Here is a 26,540-nt window from a genome sequence, read left to right as displayed (position 1 = left end):
GGCAAGAGTTTCTTGTCGCGTGTGTTTTCGCACGGCGGGCCGGCTCCCGGCCGGCCCGGGAGCGCACCGACGACCCGAAGGACGATTGAGACCGATGTTCGCATTCCTCGCCGAATATTCGAGCGTCTTCTCCCCGCTCAACGTCTTCCGCTACATCACCTTCCGCACCGGCGGGGCGATCTTCACGGCGCTGATCTTCGTCTTCCTGTTCGGGCCGGGCCTGATCCAGCTGCTGCGCCTGAAACAGGGCAAGGGCCAGCCGATCCGCGCCGACGGTCCTGAATCGCATCAGGCGAAGAAGGGCACGCCCACGATGGGCGGTCTGATGATCCTCTCGGGCCTCATGGTCTCGACCCTGCTCTGGGCCAACCTGCGCAGCCCCTATGTCTGGATCCTGCTGTTCGTCATGCTCGGCTTCGGCGCCATCGGCTTCTACGACGACTACCTCAAGGTGACGAAGCAGACCCATGCCGGCTTCTCGAGCCGGGCGCGCCTCGCGCTGGAATTCGTCATCGCCGGCCTCGCCGTCACCGCGGTCATGTCCATCACCCGCGAGCCGCTGGGCACCCAGGTCTTCTTTCCCTTCATCAAGGACCTGTCGATCAATATCGGCTACCTGATGATCGTCTTCGGGGCGCTGGTCATCGTCGGTTCGGGCAACGCGGTGAACCTCACCGACGGTCTCGACGGTCTCGCCATCGTGCCGGTGATGATCGCCGCCGGCACTTTCGGCGTCATCGCCTACCTCTCGGGCAATGCCGTCTTCGCGAACTATCTCCAGATCACCCATGTGCCCGGCACCGGCGAGATCGTCGTCATCATCGGCGCGCTGATCGGGGCGGGGCTCGGCTTCCTCTGGTTCAACGCGCCGCCCGCCCACATCTTCATGGGCGATACCGGTTCGCTCGCTCTCGGCGGCCTCATCGGCACTATCGCGGTCGCGGTGAAGCACGAGATCGTGCTGCTGGTCGTCGGCGGCCTGTTCGTGCTCGAAGCCGTCTCGGTCATCGTGCAGGTCGTGTCGTTCAAGCTGACCGGCAAGCGCGTCTTCCGCATGGCGCCGATCCACCACCATTTCGAGAAGAAGGGGTGGTCGGAGCCACAGGTCGTCGTGCGCTTCTGGATCATCGCCTTCGTTCTCGCGCTTGCGGGCCTCTCGACCCTGAAGCTGCGCTGACATGGTTCCGGTCGCGACGTTCAAGGGCGCCAATGTCGCCGTCTTCGGGCTGGGCGGTTCGGGCCTTGCCACCTGCGCGGCGCTCAAGGCGGGCGGCGCGCGCGTCATCGCCTTCGACGACAGCCCCGTCTCGCTCGAGAAGGCGGCGGCCGCCGGTTACGAGACCGCCGACCTGCGCGGCATCGACTGGTCGTCGGTCGCGGCGCTGGTGCTCGCTCCCGGCGTGCCGCTGACCCATCCCGCCCCGCACTGGAGCGTCGGCCTCGCTCAGGCGAACGGCGTGGAGGTCGTCGGGGACATCGAACTGTTCTGCCGCGAGCGCCGCGCCAACGCCCCGAAAGCCCCCTTCGTCGCCATCACCGGCACCAACGGCAAGTCGACCACCACGGCGCTGATCACGCATATCCTCGAAAAGACCGGCCGCGACGCACAGATGGGCGGCAATATCGGCACGGCCATCCTGTCGCTGGAACCGCCGGCCAGGGGCCGCTTCCACGTCATCGAATGTTCCTCGTTCCAGATCGACCTGACGCCATCCATCGACCCCTCGGTCGGGCTCTGCCTCAACGTCACGCCGGACCATCTCGACCGCCACGGCACGCTCGATGACTACGCCGCGGTCAAGGAACGGTTGATCGCGGGCGTTCAGCCGGGCGGGACCGCGGTGATCGGTATCGATGACCGCCACAGTCAGGCCATGGCCGACCGCGCCGAAAGGGCGGGCCGCTCCGTCGTGCGCATATCAATCCGCAATCCGCTGTCCGATGGTCTCCACCTCGACGGCGCGGATATCGTCCGCATGAAGGCCGGCGCCGTCGTCCATCGCTTCTCGGTGGGCCGCGTCGGCGCGTTGCGTGGCACGCACAATGCCCAGAACGCCATGGCCGCCTACGCGACTTGCGAGGCGCTCGGTCTGACAGGTGACGACATCGTTCGCGCCATGATGAGCTTTCCCGGTCTGCCGCATCGCATGGAGCAGGTCGGCCGCATCGGCAGGGTCCTGTTCGTCAACGATTCCAAGGCCACCAACGCGGACTCGACCGAGAAGGCGCTGGCCGCCTTCTCCGACATCTACTGGATCGCCGGCGGCAAGCCGAAGGAGGGCGGCATCGCCTCGCTCGCCCGTTTCTTCCCGCGCATCCGCAAGACCTACCTGATCGGATCGTCGACCGAGGAATTCGCCGCGACGCTCGGTGACTATCCGCACGTCATTGCCGGCACGCTGGACAAGGCGGTCGCGGCCGCCGCCGCCGATGCCGCCACGGACGGCGCCGCCGATCCCGTCGTGCTGCTCTCGCCGGCCTGCGCGAGCTACGATCAGTTCCCGAATTTCGAGATACGCGGCAAGGCCTTCCGCGACCTCGTGCTCGCCATGCCGGGTATCGAGAAGGCGTGAGCCATGTGCGACGCGGGGCAGGGCTGGCGCTATGGCCGGCGCACCCTTGCGAGCATTGTCGAACAAGCGGTTTGGCAGTGCGGGCCGACGCCGGCGCTCGGCTGGCACTTTCACGACGAGGCGCAGGTCATGATGGTCCGCTCCGGGCGGCGGCGGATCGAGACGGCCCATGGGCTGATCGTCGTCGATGCCGGTTGCGGGCTGATCTTGCCGCCCGGCCTGCCGCATCGATCACCTGCGGAGAGCAGCAGCGTCGATTGCCACAATCTATACGTCCGCTGTGACCTGCCATTCGGCGTCGGCAGGCCACTCGTCTTTCGCGCTCCCGAAGACATTTGCGCGGCGCCGACCGAGATCGTTCTCCGTCGATTGATCGCCGCGGTGCCGACAGGCATGGGCGGGCCGGCGATCAATTCCATATCTCCGGCCGCTTCGGTGACAGCGACGGCTTTCGCCAAGGGTCTCGCACGCGAGACTTACATCCGCGCTTTCCGCCGCTCGGTCGGCGTCACGCCCCATGCCTATCGCCTCGCGGCCATGCTGAATGACGCCCGCTCGCTTCTGAGGGCGCAGGTGCCGCCTGCCGAGACCGCAGCGGCGGCGGGCTTCGCCGATCAGAGCCATCTCGGCCGCGTGTTCCGGCGTGCCTTCGGCATCACACCCGCCGCCTACCGCAGCGGCTTCATCGCCTGAACCGGCAGGAGACAGCGTCACTTTCGTTCCAGACGCGACGTCGTCCAGCCCGCTATGAAGCCGGCGGAGCATTGCCATGGAACCGCTTGCCGTCATCCTTCTCTTCGCCGCCGGGCTCGCGGGCGGCATCGTCAATGCCATTGCGGGCGGCGCTTCGCTGATCACCTTCCCGGCCATGCTCGCGGCAGGCTTGCCGCCGGTGGTCGCCAACGCCTCCAATGCGCTCGCCGTCACGCCGGGTCACCTCGCGGCCGCCGTCGCGGATCGCGAAGCTCTGCCGCGCGACACCGGCACGCTCACGGAATGGGTCCTCGCCGGGCTCATCGGCGGGGCGGTCGGTGCCGTGATCCTGCTCGTCACGCCCGAGCGGCTGTTCATGGTGCTCGTGCCGCCGCTCATCGGCGGGGCGACGGCGATCTTCGCCTTCGGGCCGGCGATCCGACAGAGGCTTGCGGCTGGCCGGGGCGCCGCGCCGGCCGGGCCGAGGCGGGCGCTCATCTTCGCCATCTGTACCTATGGCGGCTATTTCGGTGCGGGCCTCGGCGTCATGCTGATGGCCGCCATCGCTCTCGTCCGCCATGGGGATCAGCCGCGCACGGCCAATGCGCTGAAGAACCTCTGTGGCTCGGCGGTCAGCGTCGCGGGCGTGGGAATCTTCATCTGGCAGGGCCTGATCGCCTGGCCGCCGACAGTGGTGATGCTGGCGGGTTCGGTTATCGGCGGCATCGCGGGAGGGCGGCTCCTGCCCTTCCTGCCGGCGCCCGTCGTGCGGGCGGCCGTGATTCTTGCCGGCGTGGTGCTGACACTTGCCGCTATCCGCTCCTACTGGTTCTGAGCCGCCTTCGCGCGGTTAACGAAGCGTTGAGCGGAAGCCTTTAGATTTCCTTCCAAACGCTCGCCAGTCGGGCAAGTCCGGTCGGATATCGGGGACGGCGCATGATCTCCAGGGCTGAACGCACGGCCTTCGGCGAATGGTGGTGGACGGTCGACCGGCTGCTGCTTTCCGCCCTGTTCGGCCTGATGCTCGCGGGCATCGTGCTGTCGCTGGCGGCGTCTCCGGCCGTGGCTCACCGGATCGGCCTCGACACGTTCCACTTCGTCAACCGGCAGGTCTTCTTCCTGATCCCCGCGACGATCGTGCTGATCGGCACGTCCTTCCTCACGCCCTACTGGATCAGGCGGCTGGCGCTCGTCGCCTTTCTCGGCGCGCTCGTGCTGGTGGTCGCGACCCTGTTCGTCGGTGCCGAGATCAAGGGCGCGCGTCGCTGGCTGAACTTCGCCGGCATCGGCCTCCAGCCGTCCGAATTCATGAAGCCGGCCTTCGTGGTGCTGTCCGCCTGGCTGTTCGCGGAGAGCGCCAAGCGGCCGGAAATGCCCGCCAACATCCTTGCCATGATGCTGCTGGCGGCGGCCGTCACGCCGCTGGTGCTCCAGCCGGATGTCGGCCAGACCTCGCTGATCACGGTGGTCTGGGCGGCGCTGTTCTTCATGGCCGGCATGCGCTGGCTCTGGGTCTTCGGCCTCGCGGGCGTCGGCGCGGCGGGTCTCGTCGGCGCCTATTTCTCGTTTCCTCACGTGCGCCGCCGTATCGACAAGTTCATGGAGCCCGGTACGGCCGACACGTTCCAGGTCGATGTCGCCATCGACGCCTTCCAGCAGGGCGGCTGGTTCGGCAAGGGCCCGGGCGAGGGCACGGTGAAGCGCATCATCCCGGACAGCCATACCGACTTCATTTTCGCGGTGGCCGCCGAGGAGTTCGGCACCATCCTGTGCCTCGTCATCGTCCTGCTGTTCGCCTTCGTCGTGCTGCGCTCGCTGAAACACGCCCATGACGACGAGGATCCGTTCTGCCGCTTCGCGGTGGCGGGCCTTGCCATGCTGTTCGGCCTGCAGAGCTGCATCAACCTGATGGTCAACCTGCACCTCATTCCGCCGAAGGGCATGACGCTGCCCTTCGTCTCCTATGGCGGCTCCTCGCTGATCGCGCTCGCCTTCGGCATGGGCATGCTGATCGGCCTGACGCGACGGCGGCCGCGCGCCGAGACCATGGCCGAGGTCAGCCACTATCAGGCGAGCCGCGCCTGACATGAGCCAGCCCCTGATCCTGGTCTGCGCCGGCGGCACCGGCGGCCACCTCTTTCCCGCCGAGGCGCTGACCGTGGCGCTCATCGAGCGCGGCTGCATCGTCGATCTCGTCACCGACGAGCGGGCGGAGAAATATGGCCGGGCGTTCCCGGCGCGTGCGACCCACATCGTGGAATCCGCGACCATCGGCTCGAAGAACCCGCTGGCGCTGGCCAAGACCCTGTTCACGCTGGGACGCGGGTACATGCACGCCCGCAAGATCGTCCGCGTGCTGAGGCCTGCCGCCGTCGTCGGCTTCGGCGGCTATCCGACCCTGCCGCCGATGTTCGCCGCCACCCAGCTCGGCGTGCCGACCGTCATCCACGACCAGAACGCCGTGATGGGCCGCGCCAACCGCCAGCTCTCCGGCAGGGTGACGGCCATCGCGACATCGTTTCCCGGTGTGCTGGATTCCGATCCTGCGCTGGCGAAGAAGGCGGCCTTTACCGGCAATCCCGTGCGTCCCATGGTCATCGAGGCGGCGGCGACGCCTTATGACGCGCCGCAGCCGGGCGGACCCTTCCGACTCTGCGTCTTCGGCGGCAGCCAGGGCGCGCGCGTCATGAGCGAGATCGTCCCGCCGGCATTGGAACTGATGGACCCGGCGCTGCGCAGCCGTTTGCACGTGGTCCAGCAGGCCCGGACCGAAGACCAGCAGGACGTTCAGGCGACCTATGCTCGGCTTGGCGTCGCCGCCGAGGTCGCACCCTTCTTCGTCGACCTGCCGGCGCGGCTGGCGAACGCCCATCTCGTCATCGCGCGCTCGGGCGCCTCGACGGTGGCGGAGCTTTCGGTCATCGGCCGCCCCTCGATCCTCGTGCCGCTGCCGCATGCGCTCGATCAGGACCAGCTCATGAACGCGGCGACGCTCGCCTCGGCCATGGCCGCGACCGTGGTCAGGCAGTCCGACTTCACACCCGGCTGGCTGGCAGGCGAGCTCTCCCGCCTTCTGGCCGATCCGGCGCCGCTCGCCGCGGCCGCTGCCAATGCAAAAGCGCAGGGCCATGCGGATGCCGCGGGCCGCTTGGCCGACCTCGTCCTCAAAACCGCCGGAATCACCCCGGCAGGACAAGCCTCATGAAACTGCCCCGCGACATCGGACCCATCCACTTCATCGGCATCGGCGGCATCGGCATGTCCGGCATCGCCGAGGTTCTGCTCAACCTCGGCTACAAGGTGCAGGGCTCGGACGCGGCCGAGGGCTACACGATCAAGCGGCTGAAGGATCGCGGCGCGACGGTCTCCATCGGTCATGCCTCGGAAAATCTCGGCGAGGCCGAGGTCGTGGTGGTCTCGACCGCCATCAGGAAGGACAATCCTGAACTTGTCGCCGCGCGCGAGAGGCGCATTCCCGTCGTGCGCCGCGCCGAGATGCTGGCCGAGCTGATGCGGCTGAAATCCTGTGTTGCCATCGCCGGCACGCACGGCAAGACCACAACCACCTCCATGGTCTCGACGCTTCTCGATGCCGGCGGCTTCGACCCGACCATCGTCAATGGCGGCATCATCAACGCGCTCGGCACCAATGCCCGCCTCGGCGCCGGCAACTGGATGGTGGTGGAGGCAGATGAAAGCGACGGCTCATTCCTGAAACTGCCGGCCGATGTTGCCATCGTCACCAATATCGATCCCGAGCACCTCGACCATTACGGCAATTTCGACGCGGTGAAGAAGGCGTTCCGCGACTTCATCGAGAACCTGCCCTTCTACGGCTTCGGCGTCATGTGCATCGACCATCCCGTCGTGCAGGACATGGTCGGCTCCATCGCCGACCGCCGCGTCATTACTTATGGCGAGAACCCGCAGGCCGACGTGCGCATCCTCGACATCGACCTGACCGGCGGCCAGTGCCGCTTCAAGGTGCAGTTCCGCGATCGCACCGGTGCGGTAACCGAGGAGATCGAGGATCTCGTCCTGCCCATGCCCGGCCGGCACAATGCGCTGAATGCCACCTCCGCCATCGCGGTCGCGCGCGAGCTCGGCATGGCCGCGCCGCAGATCAGGAAGGCGCTGGCCGGCTTCGGCGGCGTCAAGCGCCGCTTCACCAGGACCGGCGAGTGGAATGGCGCGCTGATCTTCGACGATTACGGCCACCACCCCGTCGAGATAACAGCGGTTCTGAAGGCCGCGCGCGCCTCCACCGACAAACAGGTGATCGCCGTCGTGCAGCCGCATCGCTACACGCGCCTCGCCTCGCTGTTCAACGAGTTCTGCACCTGCTTCAACGACGCCGATCACGTCATCGTGGCGGATGTCTATGCGGCCGGCGAGCAGCCGATCCCCGGCGCGAGCCGCGACGACCTCGTCTCGGGCCTCAAGACGCGCGGGCACAAGTCCGTGGTCGCCATGGAGAGCCCGGCGCAGCTCGCAAGCCTCGTCGCGGGCGTGGCGAAGCCCGGCGATTACGTCATCTGCCTCGGCGCCGGCAACATTACCCAGTGGGCCTATGCCCTGCCGGGCGAGCTTGAGAAGCTGGCGAAGGAGTAACGGCGCGTGACGAGCGACATGCTGGGCTTCGGGCGCTCGGTCCTCGACAGCCAGCCATTCAGCCGGCTGATCGGCGCGGAGCTCGACGTCTTCGAGCCGGGGCGCGCCGAGATTTCGCTCGTCATCGCCGACCATCATCGCCAGCAGCATGGTTTCGTCCATGGTGGTGTACTGGCCTACCTCGCCGACAATGCCTTGACCTATGCGGGCGGCTCCATGCTGGGCGATTGCCTGACCGCCGAGTTCAAGATCAATTACCTGCGCCCGGCCAAGGGTGAGCGGTTGGTGGCGCGCGCGAAAGTCGCGTCCGGCGGCAAGCGCCTCGCCGCTTGCACCTGCGAAATCGTGACGGTCTCCGGCGATGGCGAGACCGTCGTCGCCATTGCGCAGGGGACTATTGCGCGCATCGACGGCGAGAAGAGCTGAGCATGGCCTTCGAGGATCTCACGCCCGTCGTCCGCGCGCTGGTCCCCGGCCTGCAGGGCGCGGTGACGGCCAATGCCTCGATGAAGCCCTTCTCCTGGTTCCGCACCGGCGGGCCGGCGCAGCTCCTGTTCGAGCCGGCGGGCGAGATCGACCTCATCGAGTTCCTTCGCCACATCCCGCCGGACTGGCCGGTCATGCCGGTCGGCCTTGGCTCGAACCTTCTGGTACGCGACGGCGGTGTCCCCGGCGTGGTTATCAAACTGTCAAAGCCGTTCGCCGAAACGGAAGTGCTGAATGACCACCTTGTGCGTGCGGGCGCCGGCGCGCCTGACGTCAAGGTTGCACGCGCGGCGGCGGAGGCGGGCATTGCCGGCTTCACCTTCCTGCGCGGCATTCCCGGCGCCATCGGCGGGGCGCTGCGCATGAATGGCGGCGCCTATGGCGGCGAAGTCACGGACATTCTCGTCGAGGCCCGCGCCATCCGTCGCGATGGCCACACCGAGACCTACGATCATGCCGCCATGAAGTTCGCCTATCGCAAGTCCGGCGCGCCTGATGACGCGATCTTCGTCTCGGCCCTGTTCCGTGGCACGCCCGGCAATCCCGGCGAACTGCTCGCCGCCATGGACGAGATCACCCGGCAGCGCTCGGCCACCCAGCCGGTCAATACCCGCACCGGCGGCTCAACCTTCAAGAATCCGGAGGGGCATTCAGCCTGGAAGCTGGTCGATGCGGCCGGCTGCCGTGGCCTGAGGATCGGCGGCGCGCAGGTCTCCGAACTGCACACCAATTTCCTCATCGCCTCGCCCGAGGCGACCTCCACCGACATCGAGCGGCTGGGCGAGGAGGTGCGCCGGCGCGTGCTGGACATGTCCGGCGTCGAGCTTCAGTGGGAAATCAAGCGGGTCGGCGTGCCGCTGGCCTGACGGAAGGATCATCCGATGACCAAACCGCATGTCGCCGTCCTCTATGGCGGCTGGTCCGCCGAACGCGAAGTATCGCTCAATTCGGGCCGGGCCTGCGCGGACGCGCTGGAATCGCTCGGCTACAGGGTCTCGCGCGTCGATGTCGGCCGCGACGTCGCGCAGAAGCTCGCCGAACTGAAACCCGACGTGGCGCTGAACGTCACGCATGGCCGGCCGGGCGAGGACGGCACTCTCGCCGGCATCCTCGAGGTCATGGCGATCCCCTATACGCATTCGGGCGTCATGGCCTCGGCGCTCGCCATGGACAAGGCCATGGCCAAGAAGATCATGGCCGGCGCCGGCGTGCCGGTTCCCGGCGGTCTGATCGTCTCCCGCCGCGAGGCGGCCCGCGAGCATCTTCTGCCGCGTCCCTATGTGATCAAGCCGAATACCGACGGCTCCTCCCTCGGCGTGTTCATCGTCACGAAGGAGCACGACCACCCGCCGCAGGAGCTCCATTCCGCCGACTGGAGCCTCGGCGAAACGGTTCTCGTCGAGCCCTTCATCGCCGGCAAGGAGCTGACCTGCGCCGTCATGGGCGACCGCGCTCTCGGCGTCGTCGAGATCACGTATGCCGGGACCTTCTACGACTATGACGCGAAATATGCGCCGGGAGGCTCCCAGCACCTGATTCCAGCGCCGCTTAAACCAAATATTTACTCTGAGGTCCAAAGACTGTCCCTCGCAGCGCATCAGGCGCTCGGCTGTAAAGGGGTCAGCCGTGCGGACTTCCGATACGACGATACGCCCGGGGGAACCGGGGCGCTCGTCTGTCTCGAAGTCAACACGCAGCCCGGGATGACCGGGACTTCGCTCGTCCCCGATATGGCCGCTCACGAAGGAATATCGTTCGCCGAGCTGGTCGAATGGATGGTGCAGGACGCTTCTCTCGATCGCTGATCGCCAGGCTCTCCGGGGCCGGGGCGGATGCGTTCGCGGCTGCCGGCGGCAGGCTTCGTGCCCGCGAGCTGCGGGAGCGGCATGCGGCCGGCGAGCGCGACCCCTTTGCCCGCCCCGGCGGGCTGTCGCTGTTCATGCGCCGCGTCTCGATCCGCATCGCCAACATGCACATACCCCGGCGCGCCGGCCTCTTCGCCTCGCTCGCGCTGTTCGCGGCGACCGGCCTCTACGGCGTGCAGCGCGGCGGCCACTGGCCGGCCGTCAACGGCTTCCTGATCGGTGTCGGCGATTCAATGGCCAATGCCGCCGGCATGCAGGTGCGTGGCGTGAAGCTCACCGGCAACCGCCAGATGAGCCATGACCAGATTCTCGACGTCGCCGGCATCACGCCGTCGTCGTCGGTCCTGTTCTTCGATCCGGATCAGGCCCGCGCGCGCCTCAAGGCCAATGCCTGGATCGCCGATGCGACGATCCAGAAACTCTACCCCGACCAGCTCCTCGTCTCGATCACCGAGCGCGAGCCATTCGCGCTGTGGCAGCGCGAAGGCCGCATCCACGTCATCGCCGCCGACGGCACGGTCATCCTCGACCACCTCGATTCGCGCTTCCAGACCCTGCCGCTGCTGGTCGGCAAGGGCGCGGAGGCGCGCGCCCGCGAGATCGTCGGTCTGCTCGGCGATCATCCCCACGTCGCCCAGTCGGTCCGCGCCGCCGTCCTGGTGGCGGAGCGGCGCTGGAACCTCGTCCTGAAGAACGGCATCGACGTGCGTCTTCCCGACGAGAACATGGACCGTGCCATGACCGATCTCGCCCGGCTCGACGCCGAGCGCCGGCTGATGAGCCGCGATGTCGCTTCCATCGACATGCGCGTGCCGGATCGCGTCACGGTGCGCCTGTCCGAAGATGCCATGAAGGCGCACGAGGCGGCGCTGCGTGAACGAGACCGCGAGCGGGCCCGCCGCCGCGCAGCACAGGGTCAGCGCACATGACGAGCCCCTTCCGTCATGGCCTGACGCCGCGGATGCGGCCGGTGTCCCCGAAGCGCTCCGCCATCATGTGCGTGCTCGACATCGGCACGTCCAAGATCGTCTGCATGATCGTCAAGCTGCGCCCGCGCGAGGGTTCGGACATCCTGCCGAACCGCACGCACAAGGCGGAGATCCTCGGCATCGGCCACACCCGCGCCCGCGGCATGAAGGCTGGCTCCGTCGCCGACATGGCCAAGGCCGAGGCTTCCATCCGGCAGGCGGTGGACGCCGCCGAGCGCATGGCCGAGGTCCAGGTCGACCGGGTGGTGGTCACGGTCTCCGCCGGCCGGCTCGGTTCGGAACAGTACGAGGCGCGCGTCACCTGCCAGGCGCCCCGCGTGCAGGATCATGACCTGCACCGTGTGCTTCAGGCCGCCTCCGATCATTCGATCCGGCAGGGCAGGGCGGTGCTGCACTCCATGCCCATCGGGTTCCGCCTCGACGATACCCGCGGCATCAAGGACCCGCGCGGCATGCTCGGCTCCTCGCTCGGCGTCGACATGCATGTCGTCACCTGCGACATGGCGACAGCGCGCAACCTGATGCTCTGCGTCGAGCGCTGCCATCTCACCGTCGAGGCTCTGGTCGCCGCTCCGCTCGCTTCGGGTCTGTCGGTACTCACCGACGACGAGGCCGAGCTGGGCACCGTCTGTCTCGACATGGGCGCGGGCACCACGACGCTGTCGGTTTTCGCTGGCGGCCATTTCGTCCATGCCGACGCGGTCGCGGTCGGCTCGCATCATGTCACGATGGACCTCGCGCGCGGTCTCTCGACCCGACTGTCGGATGCCGAGCGGATCAAGGTGCTGAACGGCGCCTGTTTCGCCGCCAAGTCCGACGAGCGCGACATCATCACCGTGCCGTCCATCTCCGAGGACGACCGCGACATCCCCCACTCCGTCAGCCGCGCGCAGGTGATCCGCATCATCCGCCCGCGCATCGACGAGATTCTCGAAATGGTCCGCGATCGGCTGACTGCGGCGGGCGCCGCGGCCGAGGCCGGCCGCCGCGTCGTGCTGACCGGCGGCGGCGCGCAGCTGCCGGGCCTCGCCGATCTCGCCGCCCAGGTCTTCGGCCGGCAGGTGCGGGTCGCGCGCCCGGTCGGCATCACCGGCCTTCCCGACAGCGCCAAGGGCCCGCCCTTCGCGGCTCCCGTCGGCCTAACCGTCTATCCGCAGATCGCGGGCATGGAGCATTTCGAGCCGCAGCGGCGCTTCTTCGCCGCCACCGGCACGGACGGCTACTTCAACCGTGTCGGCCGATGGATACGGGACAGTTTCTGACATGCGTCCGGTCCGCACTCCTTGGCGGCCCGGACGAAAAAAATGGCAAGGCCGGTGCCACCGGTTGCGCAACCTGAGTTAGACAAGCGACGTGGCTGTCGCGCGAGTGATTCGAACGAGGCTCCCAATGACCATCAACCTGAAGATGCCCGACATTCGGGAACTGAAGCCCCGGATCACCGTGTTCGGCGTCGGCGGCGCTGGCGGCAATGCCGTCAACAACATGATCGAGGGCGGCCTTCAGGGCTGCGACTTCGTCGTGGCCAACACCGACGCGCAGGCGCTGTCCTCGGCCAAGGCCGAGCGGATCATCCAGATGGGCCTGCAGGTCACCTCGGGTCTCGGCGCCGGTTCGCACCCGGAAGTCGGCGCCGCAGCGGCCGAGGAGGTCATCGACGAGATTCGTGACCAGCTCACCGGCTCGCACATGGCCTTCATCACCGCCGGCATGGGCGGCGGCACCGGCACGGGCGCTGCCCCGGTCATCGCCCGCGTCGCCCGCGAGCTCGGCATCCTCACCGTCGGCGTCGTCACCAAGCCCTTCCACTTCGAGGGCGTGCGCCGCATGAAGACGGCGGATTCGGGCATCATCGAGCTGCAGAAGTCGGTCGACACGCTCATCGTCATCCCGAACCAGAACCTGTTCCGGGTGGCGAACGAGAAGACCACCTTCACCGACGCCTTCGCCATGGCCGACCAGGTGCTCTATTCGGGCGTTGCCTGCATCACCGACCTGATGGTCAAGGAAGGCCTGATCAATCTGGACTTCGCTGACGTGCGCGCCGTCATGCGCGACATGGGCAAGGCCATGATGGGCACCGGCGAGGCGACCGGCGAGCGCCGGGCGATCACCGCCGCCGAGGCCGCCATCGCCAATCCGCTGCTCGACGAGACCTCGATGAAGGGCGCGCGCGGCCTCCTCATCTCGATCACCGGCGGCAACGACCTCACCCTCTTCGAGGTCGACGAGGCGGCGACCCGCATCCGCGAGGAAGTCGACCCGGAGGCCAATATCATCCTGGGCGCCACCTTCGACGGCGCTCTCGACGGCACGATCCGCGTCTCGGTCGTTGCCACCGGCATCGATCTCGCCGCTCAGCAGGCCGCCCAGCCGACCATCGCCGAGATGACCGCCCGCCTGAAACAGAGCGCCCAGCGCATCGGTCAGATGGCGCAGCCGGCTCCGGCCGCCGCGCCGGTGATCGAGACCCGCGCCGCCGAGCCGGCCCCGGTCATGGAGGCTCTTGCCCCCGCGCCGGTCGTCACCGAGGCCGAGGTCGTGCTTCAGCCGGTCGCCGCCAAGCCCGCTCTGTTCCGCGAGGCCCCGGTCGAGCTCGATGCTCCGCTGATGCCGCCGCGCGACGAGCCGCTGCCGGCCCGCGACTTCATTCCGCCGGCGGCCGAGAAGCCGATGCGTCCCGTCCGAATGCCGACGGCCGAGGAGTTGCCGCGCGTCGTGCGCGACCAGATCCGCGCCGAGCCGGTCGTCCAGCAGCGCGCCGTCGACAATCCGGTGGAGAAGAAGCGCACCTCGCTGATGGAGAAGCTTCAGTCGATCGGCTTCACCCGCAAGGCGGATGCCGAGCCGGCGCCGGCTCCCATGCCGCGCGCGGTCCAGCCGGTGCAGCCCGCCCGCGCGCCCGCGCCGGTGCGTGCTCCCGCCCCCGCTCCGCAGATGCGCCGGGAGCCCGCCGGGCTCGACATTCACGGCCGTCCCGCAGCGCAGCAGCCGCGCTCCGAGGACGACCATCTGGACATTCCGGCCTTCCTCCGCCGTCAGGCGAACTGAAGCCGCGGCGGGCGCTCTGTCCGATTGTTGCAGAATCTTGCAGGCGGTCACATTACCCGGGTGCGGTGCGCCCGGGTAAGTTTTTGTTAACACGCCCTTTTTATCCTCTTAACGGCTTCGCGGAAATGCGACCGAATTTTGGTAACAGTCGGACACAAAGCGTGACTTGGCCCTCATGACGGGCCTGTCTATGTTCCGCGCCGTCGATCCAGAACGAATCTTCGTGGCGATTCGGTTGCGCCGCAGCAAGATCCGAGCCGGGTAACGGATATCGGAGCCGGATCGACGAGGTCATGTTGGGGTCATCGGGTCGAAGCGTCCAGCACGCGTCCGGCTGATGGCAGAGACGGTTGGAAATGAAGACTGCCAGGCAGACAACGCTTCGCGAGTCCATCCAGCTTGATGGCATCGGCGTCCATTCCGGCGCTTCGGTTTCCGTCACGCTGCATCCCGCCGAAGCGGGCACCGGCATCTGCTTCCTGCGGTCCGACCAGGACCATGTCGAAATTCCCGCGATCTTCCGCAACGTGTCCTCCGCCGATCTGTCGACGGTCCTCGGGCAGCCCGATCGCGGCGGTGTCGCCACCATCGAACACCTGATGGCCGCCCTGTCCGGCCTCGGCGTCGATAACTGCCTCGTCGAGGTGGACGGACCGGAAATGCCGATCCTCGACGGTTCGGCCGCGCCCTTCGTGGCCGCCATCGACCAGGTCGGCCTTCGTCAGCTCGCCGCTAACCGCAAGGCGATCAAGGTCCTCAAGTCCATCGTGCTCGAGACCGAGCGCGGCTGCGTCGAACTCCACCCGCATGAGGCCGGCAGCCAGAACCGTGGCCTCAAGCTCGAAGTCGAGATCGATTTCGACAATGCTCTCGTCGGCCGCCAGGTCTACGGTCTCGATCTCGACGCCGGCGCTTTCCGCCGCGATGTCTCCCGCGCCCGCACCTTCGGCTTCATGCAGGACGTGACCAAGCTCTGGGCCGCCAACCGGGCGCTCGGCGCCTCGCTGGAAAATACGGTCGTCGTCGGCGACGACCGCATCCTCAACCCCGAGGGCCTGCGGTTCCGCGACGAATTCGTGCGCCACAAGCTGCTCGATGCCGTCGGCGACCTGTCGCTGGCCGGCGCGCCGATTATCGGCCGGTTCCGGTCGTTCCGCGGCGGTCATCGCATGAACGTCAAGCTGATCGAGACGCTGTTCGCCGATCCGACAGCCTTTGCCTTCGTCGAGCCGGTGGTGCGCCGCGAGCGCGGCCATGCCGATCTCGGCGTCGCGGTACCGGCCTACGGGCCGGATGCCAACTGAGCCGCCGCAATCTGGCCTCAACTCCTGTTCAGAACGTGGCCGCCGGGCAATAGCCCTGCCTTGCAAATTCGGTTATGAGCCGTGCCGGGCCTTCGGGTCCGCATCATAACGTGGTTCGGGGAAGGTTCGTGACCTTGCAGAAGCGTGTCGGGGAGATCGGCGGCTCGGTGAAGCCTGCGCGTGGCATCGGTGCCCGCGCTATCGTCCTTGCAGCCGTCATGGCCATTTCCCTGCCGCTCGGCGCGTGCTCCGGCATGCCGTCCTTCGGCAATCTCTTTGCCGGGCCTGATCCGTCCAGCCTGCCGGACGAGCCGGCCGAGAAGCTCTACAACGAGGGCATCGCGCTGCAGAACCGCCGTGACTGGCGGCGTGCGGCGCTGAAGTTCATGGAGATCGACCGCACCCATCCCTATACGGAATGGGCCAAGCGCGCGCTCATCATGGCCGCCTACTCCTATTATGAGTCCCAGGACTACGAAGAGACCATCAATCAGGCGCGCCGCTACATTCAGCTCCACCCGGGCTCGAACGATGCCGCCTATGCGCAATATCTGATGGGCGCCGCGCAATACGACCAGATCCCGGACGTGCAGCGCGACCAGGCCCGCACCGAGCGCGCCCTGGTGATTCTCGAAGAGGTCACGCGCAAGTGGCCGCAGTCGGAATATGCGACCGCCGCCCGCCGCAAGATCGAGGTCGCCCGCGACCAGCTCGCCGGCCGCGAGATGAGCGTGGCGCGCTACTATCTCGACCGCCGCCAGTATGCCGGGGCGATCAACCGCTACCGCACGGTCATCTCGCAGTTCCAGACGACCCGCCACGTCGAAGAGGCGCTGGCCCGCCTCGTCGAGTGCTACATGGCGCTCGGCATCGTCAACGAGGCGCAGACCGCCGCGGCGGTGCTCGGGCACAATTTCCCGGACAGCCAGTGGTACAAGGACAGCTACGCGCTGATCCAGGGCCAGGGGTTGACGCCGCGCGAGGACACGGGCTCCTGGATCAGCCGCGCGATGCGGCGCATCACCGGCTGACGGCCTTCCGTTCCCGTCCCGTTCGCGATAAGCCAGAGGACGTCGTCTTGCGCCGAATCCGGCGCGCCTTGCCGCTCGCCGGGAATCTGCGAACAGCCCCATGCTCGTCCAGCTTTCGATCCGCGACATCGTCCTGATCGACCGGCTCGATCTGACCTTCGCCGAGGGCCTGTCGGTGCTGACCGGCGAAACCGGCGCCGGCAAGTCCATCCTGCTTGACGCAACCTCGCTGGCGCTGGGCGCGCGCGGCGATGCGACGCTTGTCCGCCACGGACAGGAGCAAGGGCAGGTGACGGCGGTCTTCGACGTGCCGCTCGCCCATCCCGCCCGGAAGATCGCCGCCGAGGCCGACCTCGACACCGAGGGCGACCTGATCCTGCGCCGCGTGCAGCTGGCTGATGGGCGCACCCGCGCCTTCGTCAACGATCAGGCGGCGAGCGTGCAGGTGCTGCGCGCCATTGGCGCGGCGCTGGTCGAGATCCACGGCCAGCATGCCGACCGGGCGCTGGTCGAGCCGGAGGCGCACCGCGCGCTGCTCGATGCCTTCGGCGGCCTGGCGAAGGAGACCGATGCCGTTCGCGCCGCCTGGAAGGGCTGGCGCGAGGCGCGCAGGGGCGTCGATGAAGCCCAGGCTCGCCTCGCCAAGGCGCGCGCCGACGGCGACTTCCTTCGCCACGCCGTGGAGGAGCTGTCGAAGCTGAAACCCGAGCCGGGCGAGGAGACGCAGCTCGCCGAACGCCGGCAGGCGATGATGGCCTCCGAGAAGATCGCTTCCGACCTGTCCGAGGCCATGGACGTCCTGTCCGGCCCGACCTCCGCGGTTCCCTCGCTCGGCGCCGCCTGGCGGCGGCTGGAGCGCCGCGCGGCACAGGCGCCGGCCCTCGTCGAGCCGATCGTCAAGGCCTTCGGCGAGGCGCTGGACCGGATCGAGGATGCTCGCGCCGCCGTCGAGGCCGCCCAGCGCGCCGCCGAGTTCGATCCGCGCGAGCTGGAGCGCATCGAGGAGCGGCTGTTCGCCCTGCGCGCCGCCTCGCGCAAATATGCCGTGCCGGTCGAGGGGCTATCGGCGCTCGCCGAGCGTTATCTCGCCGATGTCACGGCTCTCGACGCCGGCGAGGACCGGCTGGTCGCGCTCGGCAAGGCGGCTGCGGAGGCTGAAGCCGCCTATGCCAGGATCGCGGCGGCGCTCTCCGCGAAGCGCAAGACGGCTGCGAGAAAGCTCGATACGGCTGTCAATGGCGAACTCGGGCCCCTGAAGCTCGACCGCGCCCGCTTCACGACCGAAATCGCCTCCGAGGCCGAAGGACCGGAAGGCATCGACCGTGCCGAATTCTGGGTCCAGACCAATCCCGGCACGCGCCCGGGGCCGATGATGAAGGTCGCCTCGGGCGGCGAACTCTCCCGCTTCATGCTGGCCCTGAAGGTCGTGCTGGCCGATCAGGGTTCCGCGCCGACCCTCGTCTTCGACGAGATCGATACCGGTGTCGGCGGCGCGGTGGCGGATGCCATCGGCCAGCGCCTCGCCCGGCTCGGCGGCAAGGTGCAGGTGCTCTCCGTTACCCACGCGCCGCAGGTCGCCGCCAAGGCGACGCGCCACTACCTGATCGCGAAGGAGACGACCGGCCAGCGCGCCGCGACGCGCGTCAAGCCGCTCGGCTTCGACCTGCGTCGCGAGGAGCTCGCGCGCATGCTCGCCGGCGAGACGATCACCGACGAGGCGCGCGCCGCCGCGGAGAAACTCCTCAAGGTCGGCTGACCGGCCATCGGAACGCCGCTTTCGGCAGGTGGTTTCGCCTCATGGCATTGCGTCACGCAGCTTTCCGCGCCGGCCTTCTCGGCTTCCTGTTTCTGAACGGCCCGGTTTGCGCGCAGCCGGCATCCGTCGCGGACCCGGTCCGGGCCTGCGAATCCACGCCGGGTGCTCCGATCCGGGTCGCGGGTACGACGCTGTGTTTCTCCGGCGATATCGACCGAGACAGCGCGGAGGCGACCGCGCGGCTGCTCACCGAGCGTAGTCTGACGGCCATGGTCGTGACCTCCGACGGCGGCGAGGTGACGTCGGCCGTGCGTCTCGCGCGCGTCGTCCGCGCCCGCGGCCTGCTGCTGGTGGTCCAGCGCCGCTGCATCTCCTCCTGCGCCAATTTCCTGTTTCCCGCCGCCCGCACCAAGGCGGTAGCCCCGAACGCGCTGGTGATTTTCCATGGCGGCATCGCGCCCGGAGCCTTCGGCGGCCTGTTCGGCGACGGCGAGGAGCGTGACCTCCTGTCGCTGACCCGCGCCTTCTTCCGGGAGATCGGCGTCGATGGCTCGATCACCTACGACCCGCCCTACCGGCGTGATCCGCGCTCCGGGGTTCGCAGCCTCGCGGAGGAGTGGACCGCGACACCCGCGGCGCTCCGCCGTCATGGCGTCACCGGCATCGTCTCCTACTGGTGGCCGTCGGGCGAGGCGGTGATCCGCGAGGGCGCGTCGCAAGGCATCCAGCTTGGCATCGTGGAGTGATGGCGTTCGGCGCGTCGACCAGGCGGTGAATGCCAGTGTCTGGCAGCAGCCGTCCCGGGAACGTCGTGGCCAGGCTTGTCCCGGCCATCCACGGCTTTATCGTCATTGCCGGCCCAGTGGCTGACAAAGTCGTGGATGCCCGGCACAGGGCCGGGCATGACGAGGAGGAGGCTCGAGGCCTCAGTCAGGGAATCTGCCGAGTCTCAGCGCATCATGCCCAGTTCAAAACCCGCCGCTTCCGATGCTCCTGTCGAGACGCTGTCGCCCGGCGAGGCCCGCGCCGAGCACGAGCGCATTGGCGAGGTCATCGCCGAGGCGGACCGGCTCTACTATCAGGACGATGCGCCGACCCTGACGGATGCCGATTATGATGCCCTGCGCCGCCGCTACGAGGCGCTCGAGGCGGCCTTTCCCGCGCTGAAATCGGCCGATAGCCTGACCGAACGGGTCGGGGCGGCGCCCTCGTCGAAATTCGGCAAGGTGACCCGTGCCGTGCCGATGCTGTCGCTCTCCAATGCCTTTTCGGACGAGGAAGTGGCGGAGTTCGTCGGCCGCGTCCGCCGTTTTCTCGGTCTCGACGCCGATGCGCCGGTGGCGATGACCGCCGAACCGAAGATCGACGGACTGTCCTGTTCGCTGCGCTACGAGAACGGCCGCCTCGCGGTCGCCGCCACGCGCGGCGACGGCACCGTCGGCGAGGACGTGACCGCCAATATCCGCACCATCGGCGAGGTGCCGCAGGCTCTGAAGGGCGCGCCGGACGTGCTGGAAGTGCGCGGCGAGGTCTATCTCTCCCACGAGGATTTCCGCCGCATCAACGCCCGGCAGGAGGAGAAAGGCCTGCCGCTTTTCGCCAATCCCCGCAATGCCGCCGCGGGCTCCCTGCGCCAGCTCGACCCGGAGATCACCCGCCAGCGGCCGCTGCGCTTCTTCGCCTATACCTGGGGCGAGATCGCGCCCGCGCGCCCGCGCGACACCCAGTCGGGCATGGTCGCCTGGTTCAAGGAACTGGGGTTTCCGGTCAATCCGCTCACCGTCGTCTGTCACAGCGCCGAGGAATTGCTCGCGCACTACCGGATGATCGGCGAGAGGCGCGCCACACTCGGCTATGACATCGACGGCGTGGTCTACAAGGTCGACGACCTTGCACTGCAGGCGCGCCTTGGCTTTGTCTCGCGTTCGCCGCGCTGGGCCATCGCGCACAAGTTCGCGGCCGAGAAGGCGACGACAATCCTCGACAATATCGACATCCAGGTCGGTCGCACCGGCGCTCTGACGCCGGTCGCCAAGCTGCGCCCCGTCACCGTCGGCGGCGTGGTCGTCTCGAACGCCACGCTGCACAACGAGGATTACATCAAGGGCATCGGCACGGATGGCGCGCGCTTCCGCGAGCACGACATCCGCATCGGCGACACGGTCGTTGTCCAGCGTGCCGGCGACGTTATCCCACAGGTGCTGGATGTGGTTCCGGAGAAGCGGCCGGCGGATGCGAGGCCCTACTCGTTCCCGACCTCCTGCCCGGCCTGCGGCAGCCCGGCGGTCCGCGAGGAGGGGGAGGCTGTCAGGCGCTGCACCGGCGGTTTCGCTTGTCCTGCGCAGGCCGTGGAGCGGCTTCGCCACGTCGTCTCGCGCCGCGTGCTCGACATCGAAGGTCTTGGCGCCGAGCGGCTGCCCTTCTTCTTCGAGGACGAGGATCTGCGCATCCGCGAGCCGGCGGACATTTTCACGCTGGCGAAGCGTGATGCGGAAAACCTCAAGAAGCTCAAGGACAAGGAGGGCTTCGGCGCGCTCTCGGCGAAGAACCTGTTCGAGGCCATCGAGAACAGCCGCACGGTGGCGCTCGACCGTGTCATCGCCGCGCTCGGTATCCGCCATGTCGGCGAAACCACCGCGCGCGTGCTCGCGCGCGCCTACGGAACCTGGACCGCCTTCCACGATGCCGCCGTCAAGCTCGCCGATGGCGACGAAGAGGCCCGCCACGAGCTCGATTCGCTCGACCAGATCGGCGATGCCGTCATCGACGCTCTCGCCAACTTCTTCCGCGAGCCGCGCAACCGCGCCATGGTCGAGCGCCTTGTGGCCGAGCTCCATGTCCAGGAGGTGGAGAAGCCGAAGGCCGACACGCCGGTCGCCGGCAAGACCGTGGTCTTCACGGGATCGCTGGAGAAGATGACGCGCGACGAGGCCAAGGCCATGGCCGAGCGGCTCGGGGCGAAGGTCGCGGGCTCCGTTTCCAAGAAGACCGACTATGTCGTGGCGGGTCCCGGAGCCGGCTCCAAGCTCGACAAGGCGCGCGACCTCGGTGTCATCGTGATGACCGAGGACGAATGGTTCGAGCTTGTGAAATAAACTTGCCGTTTCAGGCCGTTAACAGATCGTTTCCGAAAGCCATGCATTGGCTGCAAGGCTGATTGTGCAGCGCACAATCTACTCATTTCGCTGCAATGCAACAATATTGGCGAGGTCGAAAGGGAGGAAGCCTCGAGGTCGCCCGCTCTTTCAGAGGAGACCACCATGGCTACCATTGCACTCGACAAGATCGACACCGTTTCGGCCACCGCCGGCAAGATCGCATCCGGGGCCTCGGCAACGGCCACGCCCGGCTTCTGGCGCACGCTCTGGAACACGATCGTGGATGCGCAGGAGTTGCGCGCCAATACCTACGTCAACGGCTATCTGGCTCACCTGACCGATGGCGAGCTGTCCAGGCTCGGCATGACGCGGGACCAGATGATCCGCCGTACCCGGTCGATGATGACCAGCCTCTAGGATTGTCCGTCCGTCAGGACTGTCCGGGGCCCCGCGATCGCGCGGGGCTCTTTCGTCGGTGGCAGCGCCACCAAGGAGTATCCGATGTTTCTGTCCGCTCTCGCCAAGGCCTGGAACGAATACCGCCGCATCCGCGCCGAGCGCGCCGCCCGCGCCATGCTGAACGCCATCTCGGTCGACGAGGTCCGCCGCGCGGGCATCATGACCACGCTCGGCGGTTCCTTCACACTGCCCTTCGGCCGCTGATCTCTCAGCCCTTGCGGCGGATGCCGATCGTCTGGCCGACGCCCTCGGGACGCCCGCGCCGCGCCGTCGTGACGTGCCATTCCCTGAGCGGCGCCATGATGTCGGGCGGGAAGGGCGCGCCGCGGCGCGTGCCCATGTCGATGTGCAGCGAGATCGATTCCATCGTCGCCGAAAGCCAGCGCCCCTCGGCGTGGATCAGCTCCATCCAGTAGTGGATGCGCTTCTCGTCGAGATCGAGCACCTGAATCCGCACCTGCACGGGGTCGCCGAGATGCACCTCGCGCAGGTAGCGTATGTGAGCCTCCAGCGCGAAGAAGCTCATGTTGCGCGTCTTCACGTAGTGCCCGGACAGTCCGATCCGCTCGAACAGGGTATCGAGCCCCTCGTCGAACAGCTTGACGTAGAAGGCGACGTTCACGTGGCCGTTATAGTCGATCATCTCCGGACGGACCGCCATGGGCGGCGTGATCGGCAGGCCGGTATCGGGGCATAGGTCGAAAGCGCTCATGGCAGTCGATTAGCGAAGCCTTGCCGCCGCGTCCATCGGCCCCGCGGCCGGCTGCATCGCGCGCCGGGCCATTCCCCAGCGGCTTCCTCCCTCCTAAAGTCCCGCCTGACAATGACAGGCCGGGCGAGCCGGCCGGCGATCGGAGATGATCCCATGCCCGCAACTCCCGCCCGCACCCGTCCGGAGCCCGCCGCGCTGTCGGCCGCGATCGCCGAGCTGCACGCGGCCTTCGGCAACCGTGCCGTGACATCGCAGGCCGTCCGCGAGCAGCACGCCCATACGCTGACCTGGATCCCGAACCAGCCGCCGGACGTGGTGGTTTTCGTCGAATCCACCGAGGACTGCGTCGCGGTCATGCGGATCGCCTCGCGCCACGGCATGCCGGTCATTCCCTTCGGCACGGGCTCCTCGCTGGAAGGTCATGTCAACGCGCCCTATGGCGGCATATCCGTCGACACCTCCGCCATGAAGGCCATCATCGCGGTTCACGCCGAGGACCTCGACGTCGTGGTCGAGCCCGGCGTCACCCGCAAGCAGCTCAACGAGCATCTGCGCGACATGGGGCTGTTCTTCCCCATCGACCCTGGCGCGGATGCCTCCATCGGCGGCATGGCCGCAACCCGCGCGTCCGGCACCAATGCCGTGCGCTACGGCACGATGAAGGACAATGTCATCGCGCTGGAAGTGGTGTTGCCCTCCGGCGAGGTGATCGAGACCGCCCGGCGCGCCAAGAAGACTTCGGCCGGCTATGACCTGACGCGCCTCTTCGTGGGCTCCGAAGGCACGCTCGGCATCGTCACGAAGATCACGCTGAAGCTGCACGGCATACCCGAGGCGATCTCGGCGGCGACCTGCTCGTTCCCCACCGTGAAAGATGCGGCCGACGCCACCATCGTCGCGATCCAGACCGGCATTCCCGTCGCGCGCATCGAGCTTCTGGACGAGGTGCAGGTGCGGGCGGTCAACGCCTATTCCAAGCTGTCGCTGCCCGAGAAGCCGCTGTTGCTGCTCGAGTTCCACGGCACCGAGGCCGGCGTCGCCGAGCAGGTCGAGCGGTTCCGCGCCATCGCCGACGATTATGGCGCCGACGATTTCCAGTGGGCGGCCCGGGCGGAGGACCGCAGCCGGCTCTGGCAGGCGCGCCACGACGCCTATTGGGCCGCGCTGGCGATCCGGCCCGGCTGGAAGGGTCAGTCCTCCGACGTGTGCGTGCCGCTGTCGCGCCTCGCCGAATGCATCGATGCGACCAAGAAGGACATCGAGGAGAACGGGCTGATCGCCCCCATCGTGGGCCATGTCGGCGACGGCAATTTCCACGTCCTGCCGCTGATGGACGAGAACGACCCCGAGAGCGTCGAACGCTGCAAGGCCTTCATGGGCCGCATCGTCGAGCGGGCTCTGGCCATGGAGGGCACCTGCACCGGCGAGCACGGCGTCGGGCAGGGCAAGATGAAATATCTCGCCGCCGAGCACGGCGACGCGGCGCTGGCGCTGATGGCGTCGCTGAAGCGGGCCGTCGATCCCGCCGGTATCATGAATCCCGGCAAGATGGTGGGGTAGGGGCGTCTCGCCCGGTCAGGCGACCAGCCCGGCATGCTCGCTATGGCGCCGCAGCCATCCGGCCGCGTAGCCGCAGCGCGGCACGATCCTGCGGTTCTCGGCGCGCGCGAGCCTCACCACCTCTTCCATGAGGCGGCCCGCCGCACCGGTGCCGCGCAGCGGCATCGCCGCCTCGACATGGTCGATGACCAGCAGGCCGTCCTGCCGGCGATAGTCGGCAAAGGCGAGATGGCCGTTTTCCGTCAGTTCGAAACGGCTTTCGGCGGCGTTGTCGCGGAAGGCGGCGGGCATGGGCTGCTCCTGATGGCGGGCTGCGGCGAACATGAAAGGCGAGCGCAGCGCCGGCCTGGTCCGTTCCCATATGGGGTCCCGTCCGGCTCTCGCCTCTCACGACAATGCAACCGTGCCGCGCTCAGGGGTGCAGGCTCAGCCCCTTCGTGACCTTGTCGATATCCCTGCGGTCGCCGTGCACGGCCATGCCGACGAAATCGAGCGCCTCGGTCGTCACTGCCGCTACCGCAGCGCGGTTGGCCGCGTCGTGGCCGGTCGCGAACAGCGCGTGAGTGTAGATGGAGGGTAGCAGACCCCGCTCCTTGGCACGGCGCACCGCGGTCGCGATCTCGGCGCCGCTGCCGGTCATGACGAGGATCGGCTGGCGGACGAGCCTGCCATAGACCTTGTCGGAAGCGTCGCGGTAGGGCTCGCCGAGGAGTTGTGGCTCCGCGCCGGTCACGCCGCCCGCGAGGAACGAGGCGACGTTGAGCTTCTGCCAGACGGCGAGGTCGTCTCGCACGACGACCACGAACTTGGTATCGAAGCGGATGGGCGCTTCTGCGGCGGCTATCGAGGGATCGGCTATCGAGGGATCAGCTATCGTCATGGGCGACAGGCTGGCAGGTCTGGCGGGAGAGGGTCTTGAACGATCGTGCGGGCCGCGCGACGCGGTGCGCGTGCTGCCGGCCGGGCCCGGTCTCGAACGGATCGAGGCCTTCTTCACCGGACATGCCTTCGATCCGCACCGCCACGACACCTATGCCGTCGGGCTGACGCTGTCGGGCGTCCAGTGCTTCTCCTATCGCGGCGCGTCCCGCGACAGCCTCGCGGGGCAGGCGATCGTGCTCCATCCCGACGAGGTCCACGATGGCCGTTCCGGCATCGAAACCGGCTTCACCTACCGGATGATCTATGTCGAGCCGCGCCTGATCCGCGAGGCGCTGGGCGGCGTGGTCCGCAGCCTGCCCTTCGTCCCGACGCCGGTAACGGGCGATCCGCGCATGGTGGTGGCCGCGGCAGGCGCGCTCGCCGCCGCCGATCGGGCGATGGAGCCGCTGGAGACCGACCAGGCGGTGCAGGCGCTGGCGGAGGCCATGGCCGCGCTGGCGGGCGTGCCGCGCGGTTCCGCTGGCGTGGTCGCCGCGCGCGCCGTCGACATCGCCCGCGACCTTCTCGACGCCCATTGCGGCCGGGTGGTGGAAGCCGAGGAGCTGGAGCGCGCCACCGGCATGAACCGCTGGCAACTGGCGCGGCATTTCCGCGCCCAGCTCGGCACCAGCCCCTATCGCTACCTGACCATGCGCCGGCTCGATCGGGTTCGCGCGGCCCTGCTGGCGGGCGACGCGCTGGCGGACGCGGCGGCCGCCTGCGGCTTTGCCGATCAGAGCCACATGACCCGCCAGTTCAAGCAGGCCTACGGCGTCTCGCCGGGGCAATGGCGGGCGGTCAGGCGCGCGGCCTGAGGGGCGTCAGAACTGGCAGCCGAAAGGTTCGAGGCCGCGGCGCATCTGCTCGCCCTGCGTGCGGCAGATCTGTTCGAGCTGGTCGCGGGTCTGCGGGTCCTGCGCCAGAGCGCGCCACGTCGTGCGCAACTGGCCGACCTGCTGGGCGAAGGTGCCGCGATAGGTCGCCGGGACCTTGGTGGTCACACAGGTCTCATAGCTGGTGATGAAGCGGTCGCATTCGGGAATGCCGATCGGTTCCTGAGCCATCGCGATCCCTGCGAGGGCGACGGCAAGGCCGGCGCCGAGCGCAAGGGTCAGGGACGATTTCATGCGGCGCACTCCAGCACGACGATAGGGAGCGGCCGCTTCCGCCAGCGACCACCCGTCGGCGGGACCATCGTGGCGCGGCGTTTCCGGCGAATGTCGTGGCCGCGGCCATCGGCAGCAGCACCGCCGCCCGCGCGACACAGGAGTGAAACAATACCATTCTCGGGTGCGCGCCCGATCCCCGGGGGCGGCTGGCAACGAGGCATCGGTGCCCGGCCGTCCTTGCCCATGGCGAAGGACCCGATTCCTGTGGCAATGTGGGTTTCTCGTGTCGGTTCGCATGCCACCGTCGAAGGCGGGAAACCAT

Annotated in this window: 26 protein-coding genes; 22 read left to right on the top strand and 4 right to left on the bottom strand. The window is 68.0% G+C overall.

Going from position 1 to position 26,540, the window contains the following annotated elements:
- Positions 1–94: 94 nt before the first annotated feature.
- From mraY to JNK84_RS08585, 20 genes are all read left to right on the top strand, one after another.
- Complete coding sequence (gene mraY / locus JNK84_RS08680) at positions 95–1,177, top strand: phospho-N-acetylmuramoyl-pentapeptide-transferase (RefSeq protein WP_293422926.1); 1,083 nt, start codon at positions 95–97, stop codon at positions 1,175–1,177.
- Position 1,178: 1 nt separating this feature from the next.
- Positions 1,179–2,573 carry a UDP-N-acetylmuramoyl-L-alanine--D-glutamate ligase gene (gene murD, locus JNK84_RS08675; protein WP_293422923.1) on the top strand — a complete coding sequence of 465 codons (1,395 nt, stop codon included), beginning with the start codon at positions 1,179–1,181 and terminating at the stop codon, positions 2,571–2,573.
- A gap of 3 nt (positions 2,574–2,576) precedes the next feature.
- Complete coding sequence (locus JNK84_RS08670; RefSeq protein ID WP_293422921.1) at positions 2,577–3,266, top strand: AraC family transcriptional regulator; 690 nt, start codon at positions 2,577–2,579, stop codon at positions 3,264–3,266.
- 76 nt (positions 3,267–3,342) lie between these two features.
- Positions 3,343–4,101: a sulfite exporter TauE/SafE family protein gene (locus JNK84_RS08665; RefSeq protein WP_293422918.1), complete on the top strand. Its 759-nt coding sequence runs from the start codon at positions 3,343–3,345 to the stop codon at positions 4,099–4,101.
- A gap of 101 nt (positions 4,102–4,202) precedes the next feature.
- Positions 4,203–5,351, top strand: a complete 1,149-nt coding sequence (gene ftsW, locus JNK84_RS08660; RefSeq protein WP_293422915.1) for a putative lipid II flippase FtsW — start codon at positions 4,203–4,205, stop codon at positions 5,349–5,351.
- Between the two features lies 1 nt (position 5,352).
- Positions 5,353–6,471, top strand: a complete 1,119-nt coding sequence (gene murG, locus JNK84_RS08655; RefSeq protein WP_293422912.1) for an undecaprenyldiphospho-muramoylpentapeptide beta-N-acetylglucosaminyltransferase — start codon at positions 5,353–5,355, stop codon at positions 6,469–6,471.
- Positions 6,468–7,877 (top strand): UDP-N-acetylmuramate--L-alanine ligase, encoded by a 1,410-nt coding sequence (gene murC, locus JNK84_RS08650; protein ID WP_293422909.1) that lies wholly within the window; start codon positions 6,468–6,470, stop codon positions 7,875–7,877. Before murG ends, murC begins: the two co-directional genes overlap by 4 nt.
- A 6-nt stretch (positions 7,878–7,883) precedes the next feature.
- A complete protein-coding gene (locus JNK84_RS08645; protein ID WP_293422907.1) occupies positions 7,884–8,303 on the top strand; it encodes a PaaI family thioesterase in 420 nt (139 codons plus the stop codon).
- A gap of 2 nt (positions 8,304–8,305) precedes the next feature.
- Positions 8,306–9,229: a UDP-N-acetylmuramate dehydrogenase gene (murB, locus tag JNK84_RS08640; RefSeq protein WP_293422905.1), complete on the top strand. Its 924-nt coding sequence runs from the start codon at positions 8,306–8,308 to the stop codon at positions 9,227–9,229.
- A gap of 15 nt (positions 9,230–9,244) precedes the next feature.
- The gene (locus JNK84_RS08635; RefSeq protein ID WP_293422902.1) at positions 9,245–10,168 is read left to right on the top strand and encodes a D-alanine--D-alanine ligase; all 924 of its coding nucleotides are present in this window, start codon (positions 9,245–9,247) and stop codon (positions 10,166–10,168) included.
- Complete coding sequence (locus JNK84_RS08630) at positions 10,135–11,157, top strand: cell division protein FtsQ/DivIB (protein WP_293422899.1); 1,023 nt, start codon at positions 10,135–10,137, stop codon at positions 11,155–11,157. Before JNK84_RS08635 ends, JNK84_RS08630 begins: the two co-directional genes overlap by 34 nt.
- Positions 11,158–11,189: 32 nt before the next feature.
- Positions 11,190–12,479 (top strand): cell division protein FtsA, encoded by a 1,290-nt coding sequence (gene ftsA, locus JNK84_RS08625; RefSeq protein WP_293423542.1) that lies wholly within the window; start codon positions 11,190–11,192, stop codon positions 12,477–12,479.
- 127 nt (positions 12,480–12,606) lie between these two features.
- Positions 12,607–14,268, top strand: coding sequence for a cell division protein FtsZ (gene ftsZ / locus JNK84_RS08620; protein WP_293422896.1), 1,662 nt, complete (start codon positions 12,607–12,609; stop codon positions 14,266–14,268).
- 356 nt (positions 14,269–14,624) lie between these two features.
- Complete coding sequence (lpxC, locus tag JNK84_RS08615) at positions 14,625–15,572, top strand: UDP-3-O-acyl-N-acetylglucosamine deacetylase (protein ID WP_293422893.1); 948 nt, start codon at positions 14,625–14,627, stop codon at positions 15,570–15,572.
- A gap of 128 nt (positions 15,573–15,700) precedes the next feature.
- Positions 15,701–16,603 carry an outer membrane protein assembly factor BamD gene (locus JNK84_RS08610; RefSeq protein WP_441343214.1) on the top strand — a complete coding sequence of 301 codons (903 nt, stop codon included), beginning with the start codon at positions 15,701–15,703 and terminating at the stop codon, positions 16,601–16,603.
- Between the two features lie 100 nt (positions 16,604–16,703).
- On the top strand, positions 16,704–18,359 hold the full coding sequence (gene recN / locus JNK84_RS08605; protein WP_293422890.1) for a DNA repair protein RecN: 1,656 nt from the start codon (positions 16,704–16,706) through the stop codon (positions 18,357–18,359).
- 41 nt (positions 18,360–18,400) lie between these two features.
- A complete protein-coding gene (locus JNK84_RS08600; protein WP_293422887.1) occupies positions 18,401–19,105 on the top strand; it encodes a hypothetical protein in 705 nt (234 codons plus the stop codon).
- Between the two features lie 213 nt (positions 19,106–19,318).
- A complete protein-coding gene (ligA, locus tag JNK84_RS08595) occupies positions 19,319–21,454 on the top strand; it encodes an NAD-dependent DNA ligase LigA (RefSeq protein ID WP_293422884.1) in 2,136 nt (711 codons plus the stop codon).
- 165 nt (positions 21,455–21,619) lie between these two features.
- Positions 21,620–21,874 (top strand): hypothetical protein, encoded by a 255-nt coding sequence (locus tag JNK84_RS08590; protein ID WP_293422881.1) that lies wholly within the window; start codon positions 21,620–21,622, stop codon positions 21,872–21,874.
- 84 nt (positions 21,875–21,958) lie between these two features.
- On the top strand, positions 21,959–22,120 hold the full coding sequence (locus JNK84_RS08585; protein WP_293422878.1) for a hypothetical protein: 162 nt from the start codon (positions 21,959–21,961) through the stop codon (positions 22,118–22,120).
- A 4-nt stretch (positions 22,121–22,124) separates the two neighbouring features.
- Here the strand turns inward: JNK84_RS08585 and JNK84_RS08580 are convergent, their stop codons facing one another.
- The gene (locus tag JNK84_RS08580; protein WP_293422875.1) at positions 22,125–22,628 is read right to left on the bottom strand and encodes a thioesterase family protein; all 504 of its coding nucleotides are present in this window, start codon (positions 22,626–22,628) and stop codon (positions 22,125–22,127) included.
- Between the two features lie 153 nt (positions 22,629–22,781).
- Between JNK84_RS08580 and JNK84_RS08575 the strand changes: the two genes are divergently transcribed.
- The gene (locus tag JNK84_RS08575) at positions 22,782–24,188 is read left to right on the top strand and encodes an FAD-binding oxidoreductase (RefSeq protein ID WP_293422872.1); all 1,407 of its coding nucleotides are present in this window, start codon (positions 22,782–22,784) and stop codon (positions 24,186–24,188) included.
- 15 nt (positions 24,189–24,203) lie between these two features.
- On the opposite strand, the gene JNK84_RS08570 is transcribed toward JNK84_RS08575, so the two are convergent.
- Together JNK84_RS08570 and JNK84_RS08565 are read right to left on the bottom strand one after the other, a co-directional pair.
- Positions 24,204–24,479: a GNAT family N-acetyltransferase gene (locus JNK84_RS08570; protein ID WP_293422869.1), complete on the bottom strand. Its 276-nt coding sequence runs from the start codon at positions 24,477–24,479 to the stop codon at positions 24,204–24,206.
- Between the two features lie 121 nt (positions 24,480–24,600).
- A complete protein-coding gene (locus JNK84_RS08565) occupies positions 24,601–25,068 on the bottom strand; it encodes a DUF2000 family protein (protein WP_293422866.1) in 468 nt (155 codons plus the stop codon).
- On the opposite strand from JNK84_RS08565, the gene JNK84_RS08560 reads away from it, so the two are divergent.
- Positions 25,067–25,924 (top strand): AraC family transcriptional regulator, encoded by an 858-nt coding sequence (locus tag JNK84_RS08560; protein WP_293422863.1) that lies wholly within the window; start codon positions 25,067–25,069, stop codon positions 25,922–25,924. The two genes, JNK84_RS08565 and JNK84_RS08560, sit on opposite strands and share 2 nt — an antisense overlap.
- Before the next feature lie 6 nt (positions 25,925–25,930).
- Here the strand turns inward: JNK84_RS08560 and JNK84_RS08555 are convergent, their stop codons facing one another.
- The gene (locus JNK84_RS08555; RefSeq protein ID WP_293422860.1) at positions 25,931–26,236 is read right to left on the bottom strand and encodes a hypothetical protein; all 306 of its coding nucleotides are present in this window, start codon (positions 26,234–26,236) and stop codon (positions 25,931–25,933) included.
- Positions 26,237–26,540 lie beyond the last annotated feature (304 nt).

It is taken from the genome of Phreatobacter sp. (genome assembly GCF_016793595.1).
Lineage (GTDB): Bacteria > Pseudomonadota > Alphaproteobacteria > Rhizobiales > Phreatobacteraceae > Phreatobacter.
Note: the sequence above shows the minus strand (reverse complement) of the source record. Positions and strands in the feature narration are given on the sequence as shown.